General features: G+C 55.8%; 19 protein-coding genes. 9 read left to right on the top strand and 10 right to left on the bottom strand.

What is annotated here, in order from left to right:
* Positions 1 to 4 precede the first annotated feature (4 nt).
* Positions 5 to 1489 carry a glycoside hydrolase family 1 protein gene (locus EKM86_RS00800; RefSeq protein ID WP_125754613.1) on the bottom strand — a complete coding sequence of 495 codons (1485 nt, stop codon included), beginning with the start codon at positions 1487 to 1489 and terminating at the stop codon, positions 5 to 7.
* Positions 1490 to 1690: 201 nt separating this feature from the next.
* On the opposite strand from EKM86_RS00800, the gene EKM86_RS00795 reads away from it, so the two are divergent.
* The 4 genes from EKM86_RS00795 (at position 1691) to pnuC (ending at position 3964) form a co-directional block, all read left to right on the top strand.
* Positions 1691 to 2056, top strand: a complete 366-nt coding sequence (locus tag EKM86_RS00795; RefSeq protein WP_125754612.1) for a DUF2200 family protein — start codon at positions 1691 to 1693, stop codon at positions 2054 to 2056.
* A 24-nt stretch (positions 2057 to 2080) separates the two neighbouring features.
* Positions 2081 to 2557 (top strand): hypothetical protein, encoded by a 477-nt coding sequence (locus tag EKM86_RS00790; protein WP_125754611.1) that lies wholly within the window; start codon positions 2081 to 2083, stop codon positions 2555 to 2557.
* Positions 2558 to 2738: 181 nt separating this feature from the next.
* On the top strand, positions 2739 to 3062 hold the full coding sequence (locus EKM86_RS00785; RefSeq protein WP_125754610.1) for a hypothetical protein: 324 nt from the start codon (positions 2739 to 2741) through the stop codon (positions 3060 to 3062).
* 134 nt (positions 3063 to 3196) lie between these two features.
* Positions 3197 to 3964 (top strand): nicotinamide riboside transporter PnuC, encoded by a 768-nt coding sequence (gene pnuC, locus EKM86_RS00780; RefSeq protein WP_125754609.1) that lies wholly within the window; start codon positions 3197 to 3199, stop codon positions 3962 to 3964.
* An 80-nt stretch (positions 3965 to 4044) separates the two neighbouring features.
* Here the strand turns inward: pnuC and EKM86_RS00775 are convergent, their stop codons facing one another.
* Complete coding sequence (locus tag EKM86_RS00775) at positions 4045 to 4656, bottom strand: ECF transporter S component (RefSeq protein WP_125754608.1); 612 nt, start codon at positions 4654 to 4656, stop codon at positions 4045 to 4047.
* A gap of 177 nt (positions 4657 to 4833) precedes the next feature.
* Here EKM86_RS00775 and EKM86_RS00770 point away from each other — a divergent pair, with 177 nt between their 5' ends.
* The 3 genes from EKM86_RS00770 to EKM86_RS00760 all read left to right on the top strand — a co-directional run bounded on the left by EKM86_RS00770 (position 4834) and on the right by EKM86_RS00760 (position 8732).
* Positions 4834 to 5157, top strand: a complete 324-nt coding sequence (locus EKM86_RS00770; protein WP_125754607.1) for a PTS sugar transporter subunit IIB — start codon at positions 4834 to 4836, stop codon at positions 5155 to 5157.
* A 2-nt stretch (positions 5158 to 5159) separates the two neighbouring features.
* Complete coding sequence (locus EKM86_RS00765; protein ID WP_125754606.1) at positions 5160 to 6110, top strand: acetylxylan esterase; 951 nt, start codon at positions 5160 to 5162, stop codon at positions 6108 to 6110.
* 93 nt (positions 6111 to 6203) lie between these two features.
* Positions 6204 to 8732: a M1 family metallopeptidase gene (locus tag EKM86_RS00760; RefSeq protein WP_125754605.1), complete on the top strand. Its 2529-nt coding sequence runs from the start codon at positions 6204 to 6206 to the stop codon at positions 8730 to 8732.
* Positions 8733 to 8816: 84 nt separating this feature from the next.
* Here the strand turns inward: EKM86_RS00760 and EKM86_RS00755 are convergent, their stop codons facing one another.
* The 6 genes from EKM86_RS00755 to EKM86_RS00735 form a co-directional block, all read right to left on the bottom strand.
* Positions 8817 to 9566, bottom strand: a complete 750-nt coding sequence (locus tag EKM86_RS00755; RefSeq protein WP_125754604.1) for an SDR family NAD(P)-dependent oxidoreductase — start codon at positions 9564 to 9566, stop codon at positions 8817 to 8819.
* 20 nt (positions 9567 to 9586) lie between these two features.
* Complete coding sequence (locus tag EKM86_RS12250) at positions 9587 to 9730, bottom strand: hypothetical protein (protein WP_164506100.1); 144 nt, start codon at positions 9728 to 9730, stop codon at positions 9587 to 9589.
* An 80-nt stretch (positions 9731 to 9810) separates the two neighbouring features.
* Positions 9811 to 10308, bottom strand: coding sequence for a hypothetical protein (locus EKM86_RS00750; RefSeq protein ID WP_125754603.1), 498 nt, complete (start codon positions 10306 to 10308; stop codon positions 9811 to 9813).
* Between the two features lie 64 nt (positions 10309 to 10372).
* The gene (locus EKM86_RS00745; RefSeq protein ID WP_125754602.1) at positions 10373 to 11245 is read right to left on the bottom strand and encodes an NmrA family NAD(P)-binding protein; all 873 of its coding nucleotides are present in this window, start codon (positions 11243 to 11245) and stop codon (positions 10373 to 10375) included.
* Positions 11238 to 11660: a MarR family winged helix-turn-helix transcriptional regulator gene (locus tag EKM86_RS00740; RefSeq protein ID WP_125754601.1), complete on the bottom strand. Its 423-nt coding sequence runs from the start codon at positions 11658 to 11660 to the stop codon at positions 11238 to 11240. The genes EKM86_RS00745 and EKM86_RS00740 overlap by 8 nt, the downstream gene beginning before the upstream one ends.
* A 163-nt stretch (positions 11661 to 11823) precedes the next feature.
* The gene (locus EKM86_RS00735; protein WP_191988005.1) at positions 11824 to 13176 is read right to left on the bottom strand and encodes an MFS transporter; all 1353 of its coding nucleotides are present in this window, start codon (positions 13174 to 13176) and stop codon (positions 11824 to 11826) included.
* A 159-nt stretch (positions 13177 to 13335) separates the two neighbouring features.
* On the opposite strand from EKM86_RS00735, the gene EKM86_RS00730 reads away from it, so the two are divergent.
* Entirely contained in the window at positions 13336 to 14118 is a 783-nt protein-coding gene (locus EKM86_RS00730; RefSeq protein WP_125754599.1) for a tyrosine-protein phosphatase, read from the top strand.
* Between the two features lie 48 nt (positions 14119 to 14166).
* On the opposite strand, the gene EKM86_RS00725 is transcribed toward EKM86_RS00730, so the two are convergent.
* Positions 14167 to 14601 (bottom strand): MarR family winged helix-turn-helix transcriptional regulator, encoded by a 435-nt coding sequence (locus EKM86_RS00725; protein ID WP_125754598.1) that lies wholly within the window; start codon positions 14599 to 14601, stop codon positions 14167 to 14169.
* Between the two features lie 117 nt (positions 14602 to 14718).
* On the opposite strand from EKM86_RS00725, the gene EKM86_RS00720 reads away from it, so the two are divergent.
* On the top strand, positions 14719 to 15030 hold the full coding sequence (locus EKM86_RS00720) for a hypothetical protein (protein WP_125754597.1): 312 nt from the start codon (positions 14719 to 14721) through the stop codon (positions 15028 to 15030).
* Positions 15031 to 15107: 77 nt separating this feature from the next.
* Here EKM86_RS00720 and asnA read toward each other — a convergent pair whose 3' ends face one another.
* Positions 15108 to 16115 (bottom strand): aspartate--ammonia ligase, encoded by a 1008-nt coding sequence (gene asnA, locus EKM86_RS00715; protein WP_125754644.1) that lies wholly within the window; start codon positions 16113 to 16115, stop codon positions 15108 to 15110.
* Positions 16116 to 16647: the final 532 nt, after the last annotated feature.

The following is a 16647-nucleotide window of genomic DNA, read 5'->3' as shown; positions in this document are numbered from 1 at the left end:
GAATCTAGGCCAAGTCCTCACCGTTTGATTGAATGACTTTTTTGTACCAGTAATAGGAATCCTTTGGCGTGCGGCGCTGGCTGCCGTTGCCCCAGTCGTCGCGGTCGACGTAAACCAGGCCGTAGCGCTTCTTCATTTCCCCCGTGCCGTTTGACACCAGGTCGATCGCGCTCCACAGGGCGTAGCCGATCAAGTCAACGCCGTCTTCAGTGATGGCGTCTTTCATGGATTGAACGGCGTAGCGCAGGTAGTTGATTCGGTAGTCGTCGTGAATTTTGCCGTCTGCCGCGACTTCATCGGCCCAGCCCAGCCCATTTTCAACGATGAACAGCGGCTTGTGATACCGATGCCACAGGGTGTTCAAGGCTAGCCGCAACACGTCAGGATCGGTAGCCCAGCCCCAAGCGTTGGTTTCCAGGTACGGGTTCTTGACCGTGCCGCCGCCCAAGTTGCCCTGGGCATTCTCATCGCGGCTCGGGTCAGCCGTGACCACCGACGAGGTGTAGCAGGAGAAACTGAGGAAATCGGCAGGATACTGCTTCAGCAGTGCGTAGTCTTCAGGCGTATCGTCCAGCTTGATGCCGGCGCGCTCATATTGGATCAGGCGGGACTTGGGATACTCGCCGCCAGCTTGGACGTCGGCGTAGAACAAGCCGCGCTCCATGTTGAGCATTGCCGCAACTTGGTCCTTCGGGTTGCAGGTTTCCGGATAAACCGGTTGGTAGGCCAGCATCATGCCGACTTGGATGGCTTGGCCGATCTTGTGCGCCGCGCGAACCGCCTTGGCGGACGCGACAAACTGGTTGTGGGCGCCCTGCGCGCGGTTTTGTGGGGTCGGGTCGGTGATTCCGCCGCCGAGGTAGGGCGCTTCGTCCATGGCGTTGATTTCGTTGAAGGTCGTGTAGTAGTGGACTTTGCCGGCGTAGCGCTTGAAGACCACCGTCGCGTACTTCTCGAACAGGTCGATCAGCTTGCGGTCTTTCCAGCCACCATACTTTTGTACCAGTGCCAGTGGGGTGTCGTAGTGCTGCAAGGTGATACAAGGTTCGATGTGGTGCTTCACGCATTCGTCAATCACCTTGTCATAAAAGGCGAGCCCGGCCTCATTGGGTTCACTTTCCTCGCCAGTCGGAAAAATGCGGCTCCAGGCGATGGAGAAGCGGAAGGTGGTGAAGCCAATTTTGGCCAGCATCTCGATGTCTTCTTGGTAATGGTGATAAAAGTCGGTCCCGCCGTGGCTCGGGTAATAGTAGTCCGGCAGCACCGTTGGGGTCGCGTCTTTCGGCACGGAAAAGTCACTGCCCCAGACCATCGGCGAAAAGCCGGTGGTGCCATCCGCTTTTTTCCAGGTGACCTTACGAGGCTCAGTGGCTGAGCCGTTTGTCGTGACATCAACGGCAGTCAGGCCCTTGCCGCCTTCATCAAAGCCGCCTTCGTATTGATTGGCGGCAGTGGCGCCGCCCCACAGAAATCCTTTGGGAAAACTCATGTTCAACCTCCATCAGTGTAGTTGTTCCTACAAATTTTCTAACCGCTTTCATTGTATCAAAGTTTGGTGGGGAATGCGCAAGCCAAGTGCATCCTGACACCTGTTTTAAATTTGTCACCGCTAGTTCGCGAGTGGTTGGCAGCTCGCCGGGCAGCCGGTATACTGAGGTCAATAAATTGTCGATGCCAAAGGAGGGTCAACATGGCAAAATCAATCGGTGAGATGAAAATGGCCAAGATTTATGACCTCTACCTGCAAAAATGCCGCCGCAAGGGGCGCACGCAGGCGGAGCTGGATGCCGTGCTGGGCTGGTTGACCGGCTGGCCGGCGCAACGTTTCGCCACGCTGCCGGCGACCCTTTCGGTGGCAGACTTTTGTGCGCAGGCCAACTGGTCGGCGCAGGCTGGCCAAATCACCGGGATGATCTGCGGCGTTCGGGTCGAAACCATCGCCGATCCGCTTATGCGGCGTGTTCGGGAGATGGACAAAGTGGTCGACGAGCTGGCTAAGGGCAAACCGGTGGAGAAGATTCAGCAAGTGGCGCAGCTGAGACGCAGCAAGGGGTAAGCGAAGTGTCGAGGGTAAATATTGATGACTGAAAACATCACCAAAAATAATCCTCAGCTGCGGTTGCAGACGGATATCATCGGGTTCGGTCCCGAACCTTGTCAGGGTGCTGAGGTGGGCCAGGTACTGACCATTACTGCTGCTGGTGAGGTGAAGCTTGAGCGCGACTTTTACGCTAGAGACGTTTCTGATGCATTGGTGAAGACGCAAGTTAAGTCAATCTCCGTTCAAGCTGCTCAGTCGCTCACTGAAGAGGTGGCGGAAATTACTGAGAATAATTTCTCGTTTAACGTTCTAACAACGGATGTTGGGACTTGGCAGATCGAACTACTTAGCAGACGTTTGGTCAAGCGCACTCGCGGTTCAGTGCTACCACTTGCGAACGCAGATCCGTTGCGGCAGTGGGAAGTGACAGCTCGCAGGACGTTAGGATTTAAGCGTCTATTTCTCTTTGATGGTGGGTACTATCGGTATCAGACCATTCAGGATATTTCACGATGATAGTGTTAATTCAAGTGCCGCGCCCGACAAAGGCGTGGCACTTCCCATATCTTTCACATGGGCACTCGTGCTTAGAGGTGATTCGGTCTATCTTTGGCGTCTCTCGGATGGGCAAATGACGCCCGAAAGCGAACGCGTGTTCGATTTTCTGCTATAATGAGGCCGTCTGGGGGTGGCCTGATTGACGAATCAGCAGGTGATCGATGCGGTTTGCGAAGTGCTGGGTGATCAGTTTGATGGCCTTGAGCTATACACCGTCGTGGCGCAGGACTCGGCTGACCCCAAGGACCCGACGGTGATGTTAACAGCGGTGGACCGCTCACACAGCCAGGTGCTGAAATTTCGCGTGGGTCAGCGGACGGGCTGGATGTGGGATGATGACCATGTCCTGGCGCTGAGTCCGGAGAATGCTGTGCGCGTCGCAGTTGCCTTAGTGAAAGGGGAGCGGACGACGACTCCGGCGCATCTGGGATTGCCCGACGAGCGGACCGATTTTTTTGTGTGACAGGAGTTTTCGCGCAGCCTATACCCAGTTTTCATCGACCGCTAACACTGCCTAGAAGGGATGTCAACGTTGAATGCGCCGGCTGTTACCGGCTATAATTGATCACGCACTTTCCAAAAAACGGAGGCTGACCAATGAAAGATTCACGTGACCAAGATAAGGCAATTACAAGTATTTTCGATCCCCGCTGGTATGTTCAACAGATGCGCGCCTGGACTTTCTCCAGTTATATCCTGCTGATGTTTGGGCTGGGTGTGATCCTGGGTACCACGATCGTGAACAAGCTGACCGTGCTCAGCGTGCTGACGATGCTGGCGGGCATGCTGGGCTTCACCTGCACCATCTCGATCACTAACGTGCGGCCGCTCAACGGGGTGTTCGGCCTGACCAGTGCCATTATTTATATTCTGGTGGCGGCCCAGGCGCGCAACTTCGCGGATGTGGTGCTTCAGCTTTCCTATATCGTGTTGCTGGACATCCCAGTGCTGCTGATGCCGAGCTGGGCCAAAAACGTCGGCGCGCGTGTGCGCAAGCTCAAAGACGTCGGGCTGCGGGCATACCTCGGGATTGCCGCATTTTTCCTCATCGTGTTCGGGCTGCTGTACGCCATGGACACGCATTTATTCATCTCGCCGCGGCCGGTCATTGATGCGCTGACCGGGACCATCGGGGTGACGGGCTCGCTGCTGGCGACTTTGCGCTTTTCCGATCAGTATTATTTCTGGATTATTCAAAGCATTTTTTCCATCGTGCTGTGGGGCGTCACGGCACTGCAAGGCGATGCGAATCTGACGTTGTTCTTCACCTACATCCTGTACTTCGCCAACGATATGGTCTCCCTGTTCGATAAAAGCGTCGCCTGGTTCCATAAGCAGAATTACCTCGCCCAGCACCAAGAGTAGAGGCGCCTGGTCAAATTCGATCATGACGAAAAAAACAGTGTCCCACCGCGATGGTGAGACACTGTTTTTGACTTCAATAATTAATTTTTGGCTGCCCGCCACGGCCGCATGTGCGTTGCAGCGACCAAGGCGCCGACAATCAGCGGGGTGATGATCATCGCCCCAATCATTTCAGGAACGCCGTTGGTGACGACGATTGCGCCCAACACTTTGCCTAAGGCGCCAGTCGACACCTTGTACGCCGAGGCGACCGGACCGGTGTAAAGGGTGCCCATCGCCAGCAGAACCAGCACGGTGTTGGTCAAGGAGCCAATGGCACCCGCCACAACGCTGGCAATGGCGATTTTTTTGAACAGCTTGTACACGCCCCAGAAGGTCAGCGCGGCAAACACGCCGACCAGCATGCGTGGCACGACGGAAACCAGCGGATTGGTGAACACCAAGGTGTCCATGGGGCTCGTCGGCGCAGTGTAGGCGCGCACGATGGTCAACACACCCCACACCGTGCCGATCAAGAGGCCTTCGCCAGGGCCGAACATGATAGCGCCAATAATGACGGTGATGTGAATGATGGTCAGATTAACGAAGCCAAGCGGCAGGTATCCCAGCATCGGGACCATGGTCTGCACCGCGATCAGCGCGAGAAACAGCGCCTGCATGCTGACCCGATAGGCCCGTGAACGATTGCCCATAAACGTTTCCTCCAAACATTTTCTTTCTGGTTAAAAGTGAGTATACCCTGTCCGGACAAAGATGTCATTAGGGCCTCAATAACATGGAAAAAATGCGGGTGGAAAGTTTCTGGAAAACGGTTGCAATCAATTAAGTGGAAAGCTACTCTAATCCTGTAAAGAAAGCGAGGACTTCAAATGGCAAAAGTGAATATTTTACTGGCATGTGCTGGCGGATTTTCTAGTAGTTTATTGGTGACAAAGATGAAGAAGGCTGCCGAAGCCCAAGGCGTCGATGCTGAAATCACGGCAATTGGGGTCAATGGTTTGGAATCACAAGTGGGCAAATATAATCCCGACGTCATTCTGATCGGGCCGCAGGTGAGCTATGCCGTGCGCAAGCTGCAGGCTGACTTGCCCGTACCGGTTCAGGCCATCAACATGATGGATTACGGCCGCATGAATGGTGAGAAGGTGCTGGCGACTGCGCTGTCGTTGGTCGATCAGGCGAAGGCCAAGTAACTATGATCGACATTAAGCAGTTTAAAGATTATCGCGGTATGGGGCAGCGACCCGCAGATTTTGACGAATTTTGGGCACGCGGCCTCAAGGAAATGCGCGCATTGGCGCCGGATGTTCAGCAGACGCCAGTAGCGATAAAAAGTCGCGTGGCGCAGGCCTATGACCTGTGGTTCACCGGCGTCGGCAATGCGCGCATCCACGCGCAGCTGATCATGCCTAAGCCCTTTGACCCCAGCAAGCCGCACAAGGGTCTGCTCATGTTTCACGGTTATCACGTGGATGCCGGCGATTTCACCGAGAAATTTGGCTGGGCCGCCGAAGGGTTTGTGGTGTTGGCGCTGGACGTCCGCGGGCAAGGTGGGCCCAGCGAGGACACGACAAAAACCAAAGGCGGGACACTGAAAGGGCTGATCATCCGCGGCGTGGAAGATGGGCCGGCGCATTTGTATTACCGCAGTGTTTTCCTCGACTGCGCTGAGGCGGCCGATATTTTAGCGGGGATGCCTGGCGTGGACGCTTCTCGGCTTTACGCGACCGGCAGCTCGCAAGGCGGCGGCCTGACTTTGGCGACGCTTGGGCTCGTGCCCACCATTCACCGGGCCTATGTGAATTACCCATTCCTGTGTGATTATCGAAAGGCTTACCAGTTGGGCGCCGAGACCAATGGCTACGACCAGTTGGCGTACTGGTTCAAGTACCGTGACCAGCTGCACAAACGCGAGGCCCAGTTCTTTGATACCCTGGAGTACATCGACGTGCAGCACTTTGCCGCGGCCATCAAGACCCCGGTGGTTTGGGGGATGGGGCTGCAGGACCAGGTGGTCCCGGTGCCGGCGCAGTTTGCGGCGTATAACAAGCTGGCCGGCGATAAGAAGCTGTATGTGCTGCCCGAGTACGGACATGAGTTTTTGCCGAAAGTCGCCGACGAAGTGCGGGACTTTTTCATGGATTAGGCTGCTTGGCGCTGATGAACTTGAGCCGAAGCGGCGCATCTGGCGCTCGAATAGGCTATAATGAAAACACACTGAAATTTCGGAGGGGAAATAATGGCAAAACACTTATACGAAATGTTCCAACCTTCACACTACGACTTGTACCTTGATATCGATCGGGAAAAGAAGACCATTGTGGGCAAAACCACTGTTACTGGTCAGGCACTTGAACCGCAGATCGCGTTGAATCAAAAGTACCTCAAAATTGAGTCAGTCACAGCAGGCGGTGCAGACGTGCCATTTACAGTGGATGACGCTAACGAGAAGTTTGACATCACGCTGCCTGCAGCCGGCGAGACGACGCTGACGATTGCTTACAGCGCGCCGCTCACCGATTCGATGATGGGGATTTACCCGTCCTACTACACCGTTGACGGCCAGAAGAAGGAACTCATTGGTACGCAGTTTGAGTCCACCGCGGCGCGCCAGGCCTTTCCTGGGGTCGACGAGCCAGAGGCCAAGGCAACGTTTGATGTTGCCATCAAGTTTGACGAAAAGCCGGAAGATATCATCATCGCCAACATGCCAGAGAAAAAGGTCGAAAACGGCGTGCACTACTTTGACACGACAATGCGCATGTCCACTTACCTGATTGCCTTCGCCTTTGGCGACATGCAAAAGAAACTGACGAAGACCAAGTCCGGGGTTGAAATCGGGGTGTTTGCCACTAAGGCGCACCAGCCGAAAGAACTCGATTTTGCCTTGGACATCGCCAAGCGCGCCATCGAATTCTACGAAGACTTTTACCAGACCAAGTACCCGTTGCCGCATTCCTATCAGCTGGGGCTGCCTGACTTTTCTGCCGGCGCCATGGAGAACTGGGGCTTAGTCACCTATCGTGAAGCCGCCATTTTGATTGATCCGGACAACACGTCGCTGTCCGTCAAGCAGTATGTGGCCACGGTTATCACGCATGAGCTGGCCCACCAGTGGTTCGGCGATCTGGTCACCATGAAGTGGTGGGACGACCTATGGCTTAACGAGTCGTTTGCCAACATGATGGAATACCTGAGTGTCGATGCCTTGCAGCCGGACTGGCGCATCTGGGAATTGTACCAAGTCGCTGAAGTTCCAGCCGCCTTGCAGCGCGATGCTACAGATGGGGTGCAGTCGGTGCACGTCTCAGTTGAAGATCCAGCCGACATCGATTCCGTTTTCGACGGCGCGATTGTATACGCCAAGGGTGCACGCATGCTGGTCATGGTCCGCGCACTGCTCGGCGACGAGAAGCTGCGTAAGGGCCTGAAGGCGTACTTTGACGCCCACAAGTTCGGCAATGCCAAGGGGGCTGACCTCTGGCAAGCGCTGGGCGATGCGTCCGGCCTTGACGTCGGGGCAATCATGAACTCCTGGCTCGAGCAGCCGGGTTACCCGGTTGTTTCCGCGAAGGTCGTCAATGGCAAGCTGACCTTGAGCCAGAAGCAATTCTTCATCGGTGAAGGGAAAGACGTTGACCGCCAGTGGCAGATCCCACTGGAAAGCAATTACGCCGAAGCACCGCAAATCATGAAGGACAAGGAAATCGTCCTGGGCGATTATGCTGACCTTCGCGCCAAGGAAGGCGAGCCGTTCCGTCTGAACGTTGGCAACAACTCACACTTCATCGTGAAGTACGATGATGCTCTGTTAGCCGACATTTTGAAAGACGCGGACCAGCTTGATCCGACCACCAAGCTGCAGCTGATCCAAGACACGCGCCTGCAGGCCGAAGCGGGTGTGACGACTTATGCCGCCGTTGTACCGCTGCTGAAGCGGTTCAAGGACAGCCAGTCCAACATCGTCAACACGGCGATTTATCAGGCGGCCCGTCAGCTGCGCAAGTTTGTGGCGCCGGATTCTGCTGAAGAAAAGCAGCTCAAGGCGTTTTACAACCAGCTGTCCGCTGGCCAGTACGCACGCCTGGGCCTGACTGAAAAAGCCGGTGAATCGGTGGACGACCAGTTGACCCGCAACTGGATCCTGGGCGCTGCCGGTTACGCAGAAAACCCGGATACCATTGCTCAGGAGCACGAGTTGTTCCAGCAACACGCCGATGACGTGGCGAGCTTGCCGGCATCTGCCCGCACCGCCATTTTGGCGAACGAGACCGAGCACTACAGTAGTACTCAGCTGGCTGGTCAGCTGCTTGACGCTTACCGCAAGGCCGTTGACCCGAGCGTGAAGAGCGCATTGGCGCAAGCCCTGCCGGCCAGTGATGATGAGGCCGTCCTGAAGCAGATCATCGCGCTGTACAAGGATCCTGATACCATTAAGCCACAGGATCTGCGGAGCTGGTACCGCGGCGTTTTGGCCAATCCGAAGGGCGAACAGCTCGCTTGGGACTGGCTGCGCGATAACTGGGGCTGGCTGAACGAAACTGTCGGCGGCGACATGGAGTTCACGACTTACATCACCGTGACTGCCGGCGTCTTCCGGACCCAGCAGCGCTTGGATGAGTTCAAGGCCTTCTTTGAACCGAAGATCGACGTGCCAGGGCTTGGCCGCGAGATCAAGATGGACACCAGCGTGATCACCAGTCGGGTGGCGTTGATTCAAAGCCAGCAGGCAACTGTGAACCAGGCAGTGGCAGACGCGCTGAAGTAACCTATTTCACATATGAAAAGGCTCCTGATCTTCAACGATTATTCGTTGAGGTCAGGAGCCTTTTTCAGCATCAGGGTGAGTCCATCACCAAGGCAGCGGGCCGGCTGTTTCGGTGAAGGTGAGGGTCTGCTTGCTCCTGGTAGTGGCCATTTTAACCACTTGAGCGGCGCCTTCTTGAATGCTTTGCATACCGGGAATGGCGGGCTTACTTTCGTCGCGGCCGCCAAAGCCCGTAGCCGTCCAACCAGGATTGACGGAGTTGACGGTGATGCCTTCATCGCCCAATTCCTTGGCAAAGTCGACGGTGGCAAAGTTCGCCGCGGCCTTTGAGGCCTGATAGCCCAGCGAGGAAACTTGATAGAAGCGGGAGTTAGGATCGGTGGCCAGGCCGAATGAGCCCATGTTGGACGTGACGTTCACGATTTTGGCCGGTTTGCCCGCCCGCAGCAGCGGCACCATGGCTTGCGTGACTCGGACCAGACCAAAGAAGTTGACCTCAAAGTCTTTGCGAATCTGGTCGATTGGCAGCTGAGAAGGCTTTTGGTGGGCGTCGACGGCGATGCCGGCGTTGTTGATCAGGATGCTGAGATAGCCGTAATCGGCTTGAATCTTGGCCGCAGCCGCCTTGACTTGGTCGTCGTCGGTCACATCCAGCTGGATGAAGTCTGCGGTGCCGCCGTCTGTGCGAATTGCTTCGACGGCTTTTTCGCCGCGCGCCTGGTTGCGCGCCCCAATCAGGACGTGGTGGCCTGCCTTAGCCAAATCCTTGGCAGTGGCAAACCCGATGCCTTTATCGGCGCCAGTGATCAAAGTGATAATTTTAGATTCAGCCATGAACCAATCCTCCTTACAGATCAAATACCTTTTCGGCTGAAATCGACTAAGTCCGGCTTTAACTGATTCTGGAACGGATTGTTGTTTTTAACTTCTGAGTATTGATTGAACTGCGCGATGTTTGCGTCCGTATCGTAATGTTCTTCGACTGTGATTAGTTTCATGAGTAGCCTCCTAATTGTGATTCCAAAATCATTCTAATCATGTAATGACAACTAATCACGATTCTTACGAAGCAAACTTGCTATTTTGTCGCAGGTTCGAACCGGAACCCCGGATACTGGGTCGTAAATTGGCGCTGAGCCTCGGCGTACATGCCCACTTGATTTGGGTCGGTCAGCGCCGCGGCGCGCGCCTCAGGCAGCTCGAGGTCTTCAATGTCGATGCTCATCTGCCATGCCAACTCGCGCAGCGTCATGCCTTCAAACCGGCGGTAGCTCGGCAGTTCAGCTGTGACGTCGGCGCCGGCTGCAAACAGCTGACAAAATTCTGCAGTGGCTTGCTCCAGCGCCTGCCACGCCTTGTCTTGGGCTGCTTTAGTCGTCCTCAACCAACCGGCGGTCAATTGTGCCTCGGTTTCCAGGACCCCGGCGTGCTTCAGAACGCGGCGAATCAGCGGTGCTGGCAGTGGGTCCTTGGCATCACCAAAATCCCATGTGGCCGCGAATTGCTTGGCATCGGCGGCTTTAGCTAGCATTGTTTTCAGTAATTGATTTGTTCCCTCAGTGGAAGAATTTGCCACTGAAATCACCCCCATCTGAAACCAGTTTAGCCCTTTGCCTTGGTGCACGCACGACTTTCGTAGGTTACTTGGCCGGTGCGAACAGGCGTTGATTGGCGGTGATAAACTCAGCCACTGAATGCGCAGGCCGACCGAGGTAATTCGGCAGGTCTTGGGTGATTTGCTTGGCGTTGCCCATTTGGGTGATCAGATACAGCATGACCATCACGTTGACAAAGTCCTTTTTTACCCCGCGCTGCAGCATGGTTTTGCGGAATTTAAGCAGGCTGGGTTTGGAGTAAGTGATGGGGCGGCCAAGAATCGCAGACATGGTCTGGGCGACTTGGGCGTAGGTGATGGCCTCAGGGCCAGTGATGTTGAGCTTTTGCTCGGGCACGGCCGGTGAGGTGAGGACCTTTGCGGCGACCGCGGCGATGTCTGCAGTGTCGATAAAGCTGGTTTTGGCGCTGCCAGCAGGGATGAACAAGTCATTGCGAAGGCAGATGTCCTCCCGGTGGGTGGTGCTGAGATTCTGCATGAAAAAGCTGGGCCGGATAAAGGTGTGGGGCAGACCCAGTGCCACGATCATGTTCTCGATCTTATGGTGCGGAGTCACTGGGTTCTTTTCCACCCCAATCATGGACACAAAAACGGTTTGCTTGACGTGGTGGGTCTTGACCTGATTCAAGAAGGGCAGCATGTCCGCCTTAGGCTTGGCCAGCTGCGGCGGTCGCACGAAAAAGACCCGGTCCACGCCGGCCAGCGTCTGATCGAAGGTGCCAGCGTCGAGAAAGTCGAAGTGCCGCAGGTCAACCGGCAGGCGGCCATACTGAGCCTGGTCTTTGGCTAAGTCATGCGCGCCGGCGACGAGATGAATCTGGTCGCCCTGGGCGAGCAGTTTGATCAGCGGGAAGCCAATGTTGCCGGTGCCGCCGATAATCAAAATCGTTTCAGTCATGATTTTCCTCCAATAGTTTTGTCAGTCCAGCCGCCAGTTGGTGTTGCGCCGCATCCGGCAACGGCTGTAAAAAAGTAGTGAGAGTCCGTCCGGCCACGGCTTTTAGCGCGGTGACTTTGGCTTTTCCCGCGGCAGTCAATGCGAGGGCCACGGCGCGCTTGTCGGCCGGGGACGGGGTGCGGTTAAGCCAGCCTTTATCCGCTAGTCGCAGGACCACGGCCGCGGTGGTTTGCCGGTCGCTGTCGATTGCATCAGCGATGCGCGCGGCGGTGATGGGGTCGGCCTCGTTGTTCAACCGGTCGAGCGCCTCAAGCACCGCCCACTGCTGGGCGGTGGTGTCCTCCTTGCTGAGCGCAGTGTTCAGTTGATGCTTTAACCGCTTGGCAGTTTCTAGCAGTAAATACGCAGTGTTCATCCGTTTGCCTCCAAAAAAATAATCAGTACACTGACAATAACTGTGAGTGTACTGATTATTTTTGAGATGTCAATGCAAGCGTGCCTGATCGACCGAGATCAGCCAATCCTGGCGCGGGTATGGACGCTCTCATCTTCAAGCCCGATCTGGCTGAAAGTTGCGTTTACTGCGCGGTAGTGCGGTTTAGCAAATGCCAGTAGAGCGCGAAAATCACCACGCCCAGTGCGACCAGCAGCCCAAACGCCCAGGCACTGCCTGCCGCGATATTTTGGGCGTGGCTCCAGCCGGGATGATGGACCGCGGTCATGAGCAGTGACAACACCGTTGTGCCGATGCCCCCGACCGCCTGTTGGCCCATGTTGTACAGCGCGTTGGCGTCGGGCTGCAGCGTTTTGGGCAGCGCTTTGAGGCCATAAGCAACCGAGTTGCTGAAGGCCATCGACCGGCCGATGGCAAAAATTAGGTACGCGATGGTGACCCCCAGTACCCCGAGGGCCGGGCCAAGGGCAGTCATGGCGAGCACACCAATGGTGAAAAGGCCATCGCCCAAAAGCAGCGGCAGGCGGCCGCCAAAGTGGTCCAGCATCCAGCCGTATACCGGCTGGCCTAACCCGTTAAACACAGAGCAGGGCAGCAAGATCAGCCCGCCAATCAGCGCGGAGGCGCCGAAGACTTCCTGGACGTAATTCGGCAAGAGAAAATTGATGCCGACATTGGCGAACTGCAAGCTGAGGTAAGGCAGAAAGCTGAACAGAAACGCTTGGTTCTTGAAGACTGTCAGGGAGAACAGAAACCGGGTGCTCGTGCGGGAAAGAAGCAGAAACAGGAGCATGCAAAGTGCGCATACCAGCAGCAGGACTGCCACGATCAGCCAGCGGCGGGTGCTGATGGTGGTCAGCCCCAGGTTCAGCGCGATCAGTGCCCCGCCGAGCAGGCCGAAGCGGACCCAGTCAAACGCCAACCGGCTTTGGGTGGTGTACTGATGAATGTGCGCGCTGCCGAGGATCAGCAGGAGCAAGGCGAGAGGCAGCGTCACCCAGAAAATCATGCGCCAGCTGGCAAACGCGGTGACAGCGCCGCCAAAAGTCGGGCCAAGCGCTGGTGCGATCAGCACGATCACATTGGCGATGCCGATGTACAACCCCAGCTTGGCCCGGGGGACGACGTCAAGAATGATGTTGACCATCAGCGGCGTGCAAAGGCCGACACAACCCGCCTGTATCAGGCGACCCGCCAGCAGCTGCGGAAACACTTGGGCAGTTGCGCATAGCAGGTCGCCGATGATGAACAGGGCCGCCGCGCTCATGAAAAGCTGACGATTGGTGAAGCGGCGTTTCATGTAAGCTGAGGTCAGCATCACCAGTGAAGCGGCGAGCAGGTAGCCGGATGTTACCCATTGAACGGTTGCTAAGGAGACGTTGAAAGCTTTCATCAGCGCCGGAAAGGTCGTGTTCATCGAGGTTTCCGTCAGCACCCCGAGAAAGGACATCAGCGCGACAATGGCGACGACCAGCATTGGTTTTTCATGCGGTTGGGTGGCGGGCAAAATGATCGCTTCTTTCAGAAAATTGGATACGATCATTATAGGCTATTTTCACGCTAGAAGTCAGCGCGACTTTGGAAGCGGTTTGCGCTAAAATGGACAGACAAGACTAAAGGAAATGAGTGAGACGAATTGGAACCGACGTTAATGAACATCCATCATGGCTATAATTTTCGCGACCTTGGCGGCTATCGGACCATGTCTGGGCAGCACCTGGCCGCGCACCGGCTCGTCCGCTCGGGCGGCCTCGACCGGCTGTCGGACCGCGACGTGGCCTTTTTGCATGAGTATGGGGTGCGCGTGGATGTTGATTTTCGCACGCGCGATGAGCGCCAGGAAAAGCCTGACCGGCTGCCGGATTCGGCGCGCTACGTGTTTGACCCGGTGTTCAGTGAAGACAAGACCCAGGTGTCCAAGACGTGGGCCGAGGAGCAGCAGATGTTTTCGCAGGATCCTCAAGCGGGTTACCACAACATGCTTCGGACCTATCGTGACTTAGCCCTGAGCGAGTCGGCGCAAAAAGCTTACCGCCAGTTTTTTGACTTGGCCCTGGGCAACAGCGATGATACTTTGCTGTTTCACTGCTCGGCGGGTAAGGATCGGACTGGGATGGCTGCGGTGTACGTATTGTCCGCTTTAGGCGTTGATCAGGCGACAATTCGCAAGGATTACCTGGCCACCAACACGTTCATCCAGCCGGCGCTGTCAGAAGTGCTCGAGCAGGCGAAGGCGGAAGGCGGCAATGCAAACATGATGCAGGGGCTCACCGATATCTGGACCGTGTATCCAGAGTACCTGGATACCGCGCTGGCGGCAATCAATGAGACCTACGGGGATATGCAGCAGTACCTGCATGAAGCCTTACAGCTAACCAACCGGCAAATTCAAACGTTGCGGGAATTGTACCTGGCCTGATTGTCTGACGGGACGAAAAAGCGGCCGCTTAAAGTGGTCGCTGAGTGGTTACGGAATCAAATTAATTTTAGCAGCGATGGCTTGCAGCTGGGCAATCAGCTGGGGCTGGTCGGCTGTTGGCACCGCCGCTTCGATTTGCTGTTCAAGTGCCGTAAAAATGGCGCGAATCGCTTTGACCAGCTCAACGCCCGCGGGCCTGAGGTAAAGCTGCTTTTGGCGCTCGTTATCGCGAGGAATCTTGCGCTCAATCAAGCCACGCGTTTCCAGCCCTTTGAGCATGTTGGTCACAGTTGCATTTTGCCGGTTAAGGTACGCGGCGGCGTCTTTTTGCAACGCACCGGGATGGTCGGCAATGTATTTCAGCAACCTGGCCTGGGAATTGTTCAGATGCAGGTCGTGCAGAGGTGCGTGAATATAACCAGTTTCGGCGTTGCTGAGCGCATGGAACTGCTCGGATAGATTGATTGAACCGTTGATATGCATGACGAGGTCCTTTCCTGAATGCTCTTTCAGTATAGCGGAAAAACAGGCGGAAAGGGCGACCAAACTGTAAAATCGGTCCGGTTGCTTAAGTGAGGACAATCAAGTGGAGGCAAGACTATGACAGAACTAGACCCAACGCACCGCTACTCCAAACAGGCAGGTAAGAAGACGGAACGAGCCTTTGCGTGGACCTGGGGAACCATCCTCGTGGTGCTGTTCATCGTCGCCTTTACCGCCTGGTGGTGGCTGCTGCTGGCGGTTGTGGCCGCCGTGATTGCATTTCAGGTGTATACGCGGCGCTTGCCCACTTTTGAGGTGCTAGATTTGACCGCCAATCGGTTCATCACGGTGCCGCGGCCAACTTGGCAAGCCTTTAAGCGTGAGCACCCAGGGGCGGTGGCCAAGGACGGCGTCGATCAGAATGAGTAAGTGCCAGCGGCTGCTGGCACTTTTTTCGTGGTGCTAAAAAGCCGAGTGCAGGCGCACTCGGCTTTGAACAGGCTGGATTAAAGGATGTGAATGTTGGCGGCTTCGCACTTGTCGATCATGTCCTGCGGCCAGACTGAAGCTTGGACTTCACCGACGTGGGCCTTGCCCAAGAGTAACATGCACAGGCGGCTTTGACCGATCCCGCCACCGATGGTGTAAGGCAGCTTGCCGGCCAAGAGCAGTTTGTGGAACGGCAGCTCGGCGCGGTCTTCGGCGCCTGCCGCTTTAAGCTGGCGGCGCATGGCATCTTCATCGACCCGGATGCCCATTGATGAAATCTCCAGCGAGCAGTCGAGCGGTTCATACCAGAACAGGATATCGCCGTTCAGCTGCCAGTCGTCGTAGTCAGGGGCGCGGCCATCGTGACGCTTGCCAGACTTCAACGGGCCGCCGATCTGCATCAGGAAGACGGCACCGTCTTCTTTGCAGATGGCATCCTCGCGCTGCTTGGGGGTGAGGTCCGGCCACCGGTCCTCCAGCTCCTGGGTGGTGTGAAAGTGAATGTCCTTAGGCAAGTGGTGGACGGCCTGCGGATACTTGTACCAAACTTCATCTTCCATGTGCTTGATCACTTTGAAGATTTGGCGCACGGTGTCTTTGAGCGTGGCTTCGGTGCGCTCTTCCTTGGCGATGACTTTTTCCCAGTCCCACTGGTCAACATATATGGAGTGGAAGTTGTCGAGGTCCTCGTCTTTGCGAATCGCGTTCATGTTGGTGTACAGGCCTTCATGCATGCCGAAGCCGTAGCGGTAAAGCGCCATGCGTTTCCACTTAGCCAGCGAGTGCACAATTTCCATTTGCTCGCCGGGCATGTCCTTCATGGTGAAGGAGACCGGGGTTTCAACGCCGTTGAGGTTGTCGTTGAGGCCGGTGGACTTTGCCACCATCATCGGCGCGCTCATGCGCTGCAGGCCGAGCTGTTTGCCGAACTCGTCTTGGAACGTTTCACGGATGTAGCGGATCGCCGCTTCGGTTTCTTTAACGGACAATTTTGGATCATAGTGTTCAGGAATAATTAAATGCATCATTTTCATCTCCGGATTTTTTTCAACCATGACAGATACGGCCGAGACGGGCTTTCGCCTCGGCTCGTTAGGCACGAAAAAAGCCTTCCGTCCCTAACGCAAGGGACGAAAGACTTTTCGCGGTACCACCCTAGTTGCCTATCCGAAATAGACCACCTCAATCCGCACTGACATGCGGTTCCGGATGATAACGCGCCGGTTGCGTCTGCGTCTACTTTGGCCATTGCCATTTGGGGCAGAGACATGAGCAAGGGTTATTCGCCAAGAGCTTGGTCTAAGTGGGTTTTCACTGACCCCACATCACTGATAGAACGCCGTTGGTTACTGGTCTTGCAAGTCTTCGTTTGTGATTGTGACTACTTTAGCACGCGATGCTGGATTTGGAAAGGGGGCAGGCAAAAAAAATTCGGGACGCTGTAGTTCGCCAGCGATAATGTCGTAGGTAAGTGGTAAGCCATTATGTCGCACTTCAGTCTCCTCTCTGGCATCATAGATGCTTTAGGAGGAGATCATCTATGAGAAAGGTTCAGCT

Origin of the sequence: Lacticaseibacillus hegangensis (assembly GCF_003946465.1) — a bacterium.
Taxonomy (GTDB): domain Bacteria; phylum Bacillota; class Bacilli; order Lactobacillales; family Lactobacillaceae; genus Lacticaseibacillus; species Lacticaseibacillus hegangensis.
Note: the sequence above shows the minus strand (reverse complement) of the source record. Positions and strands in the feature narration are given on the sequence as shown.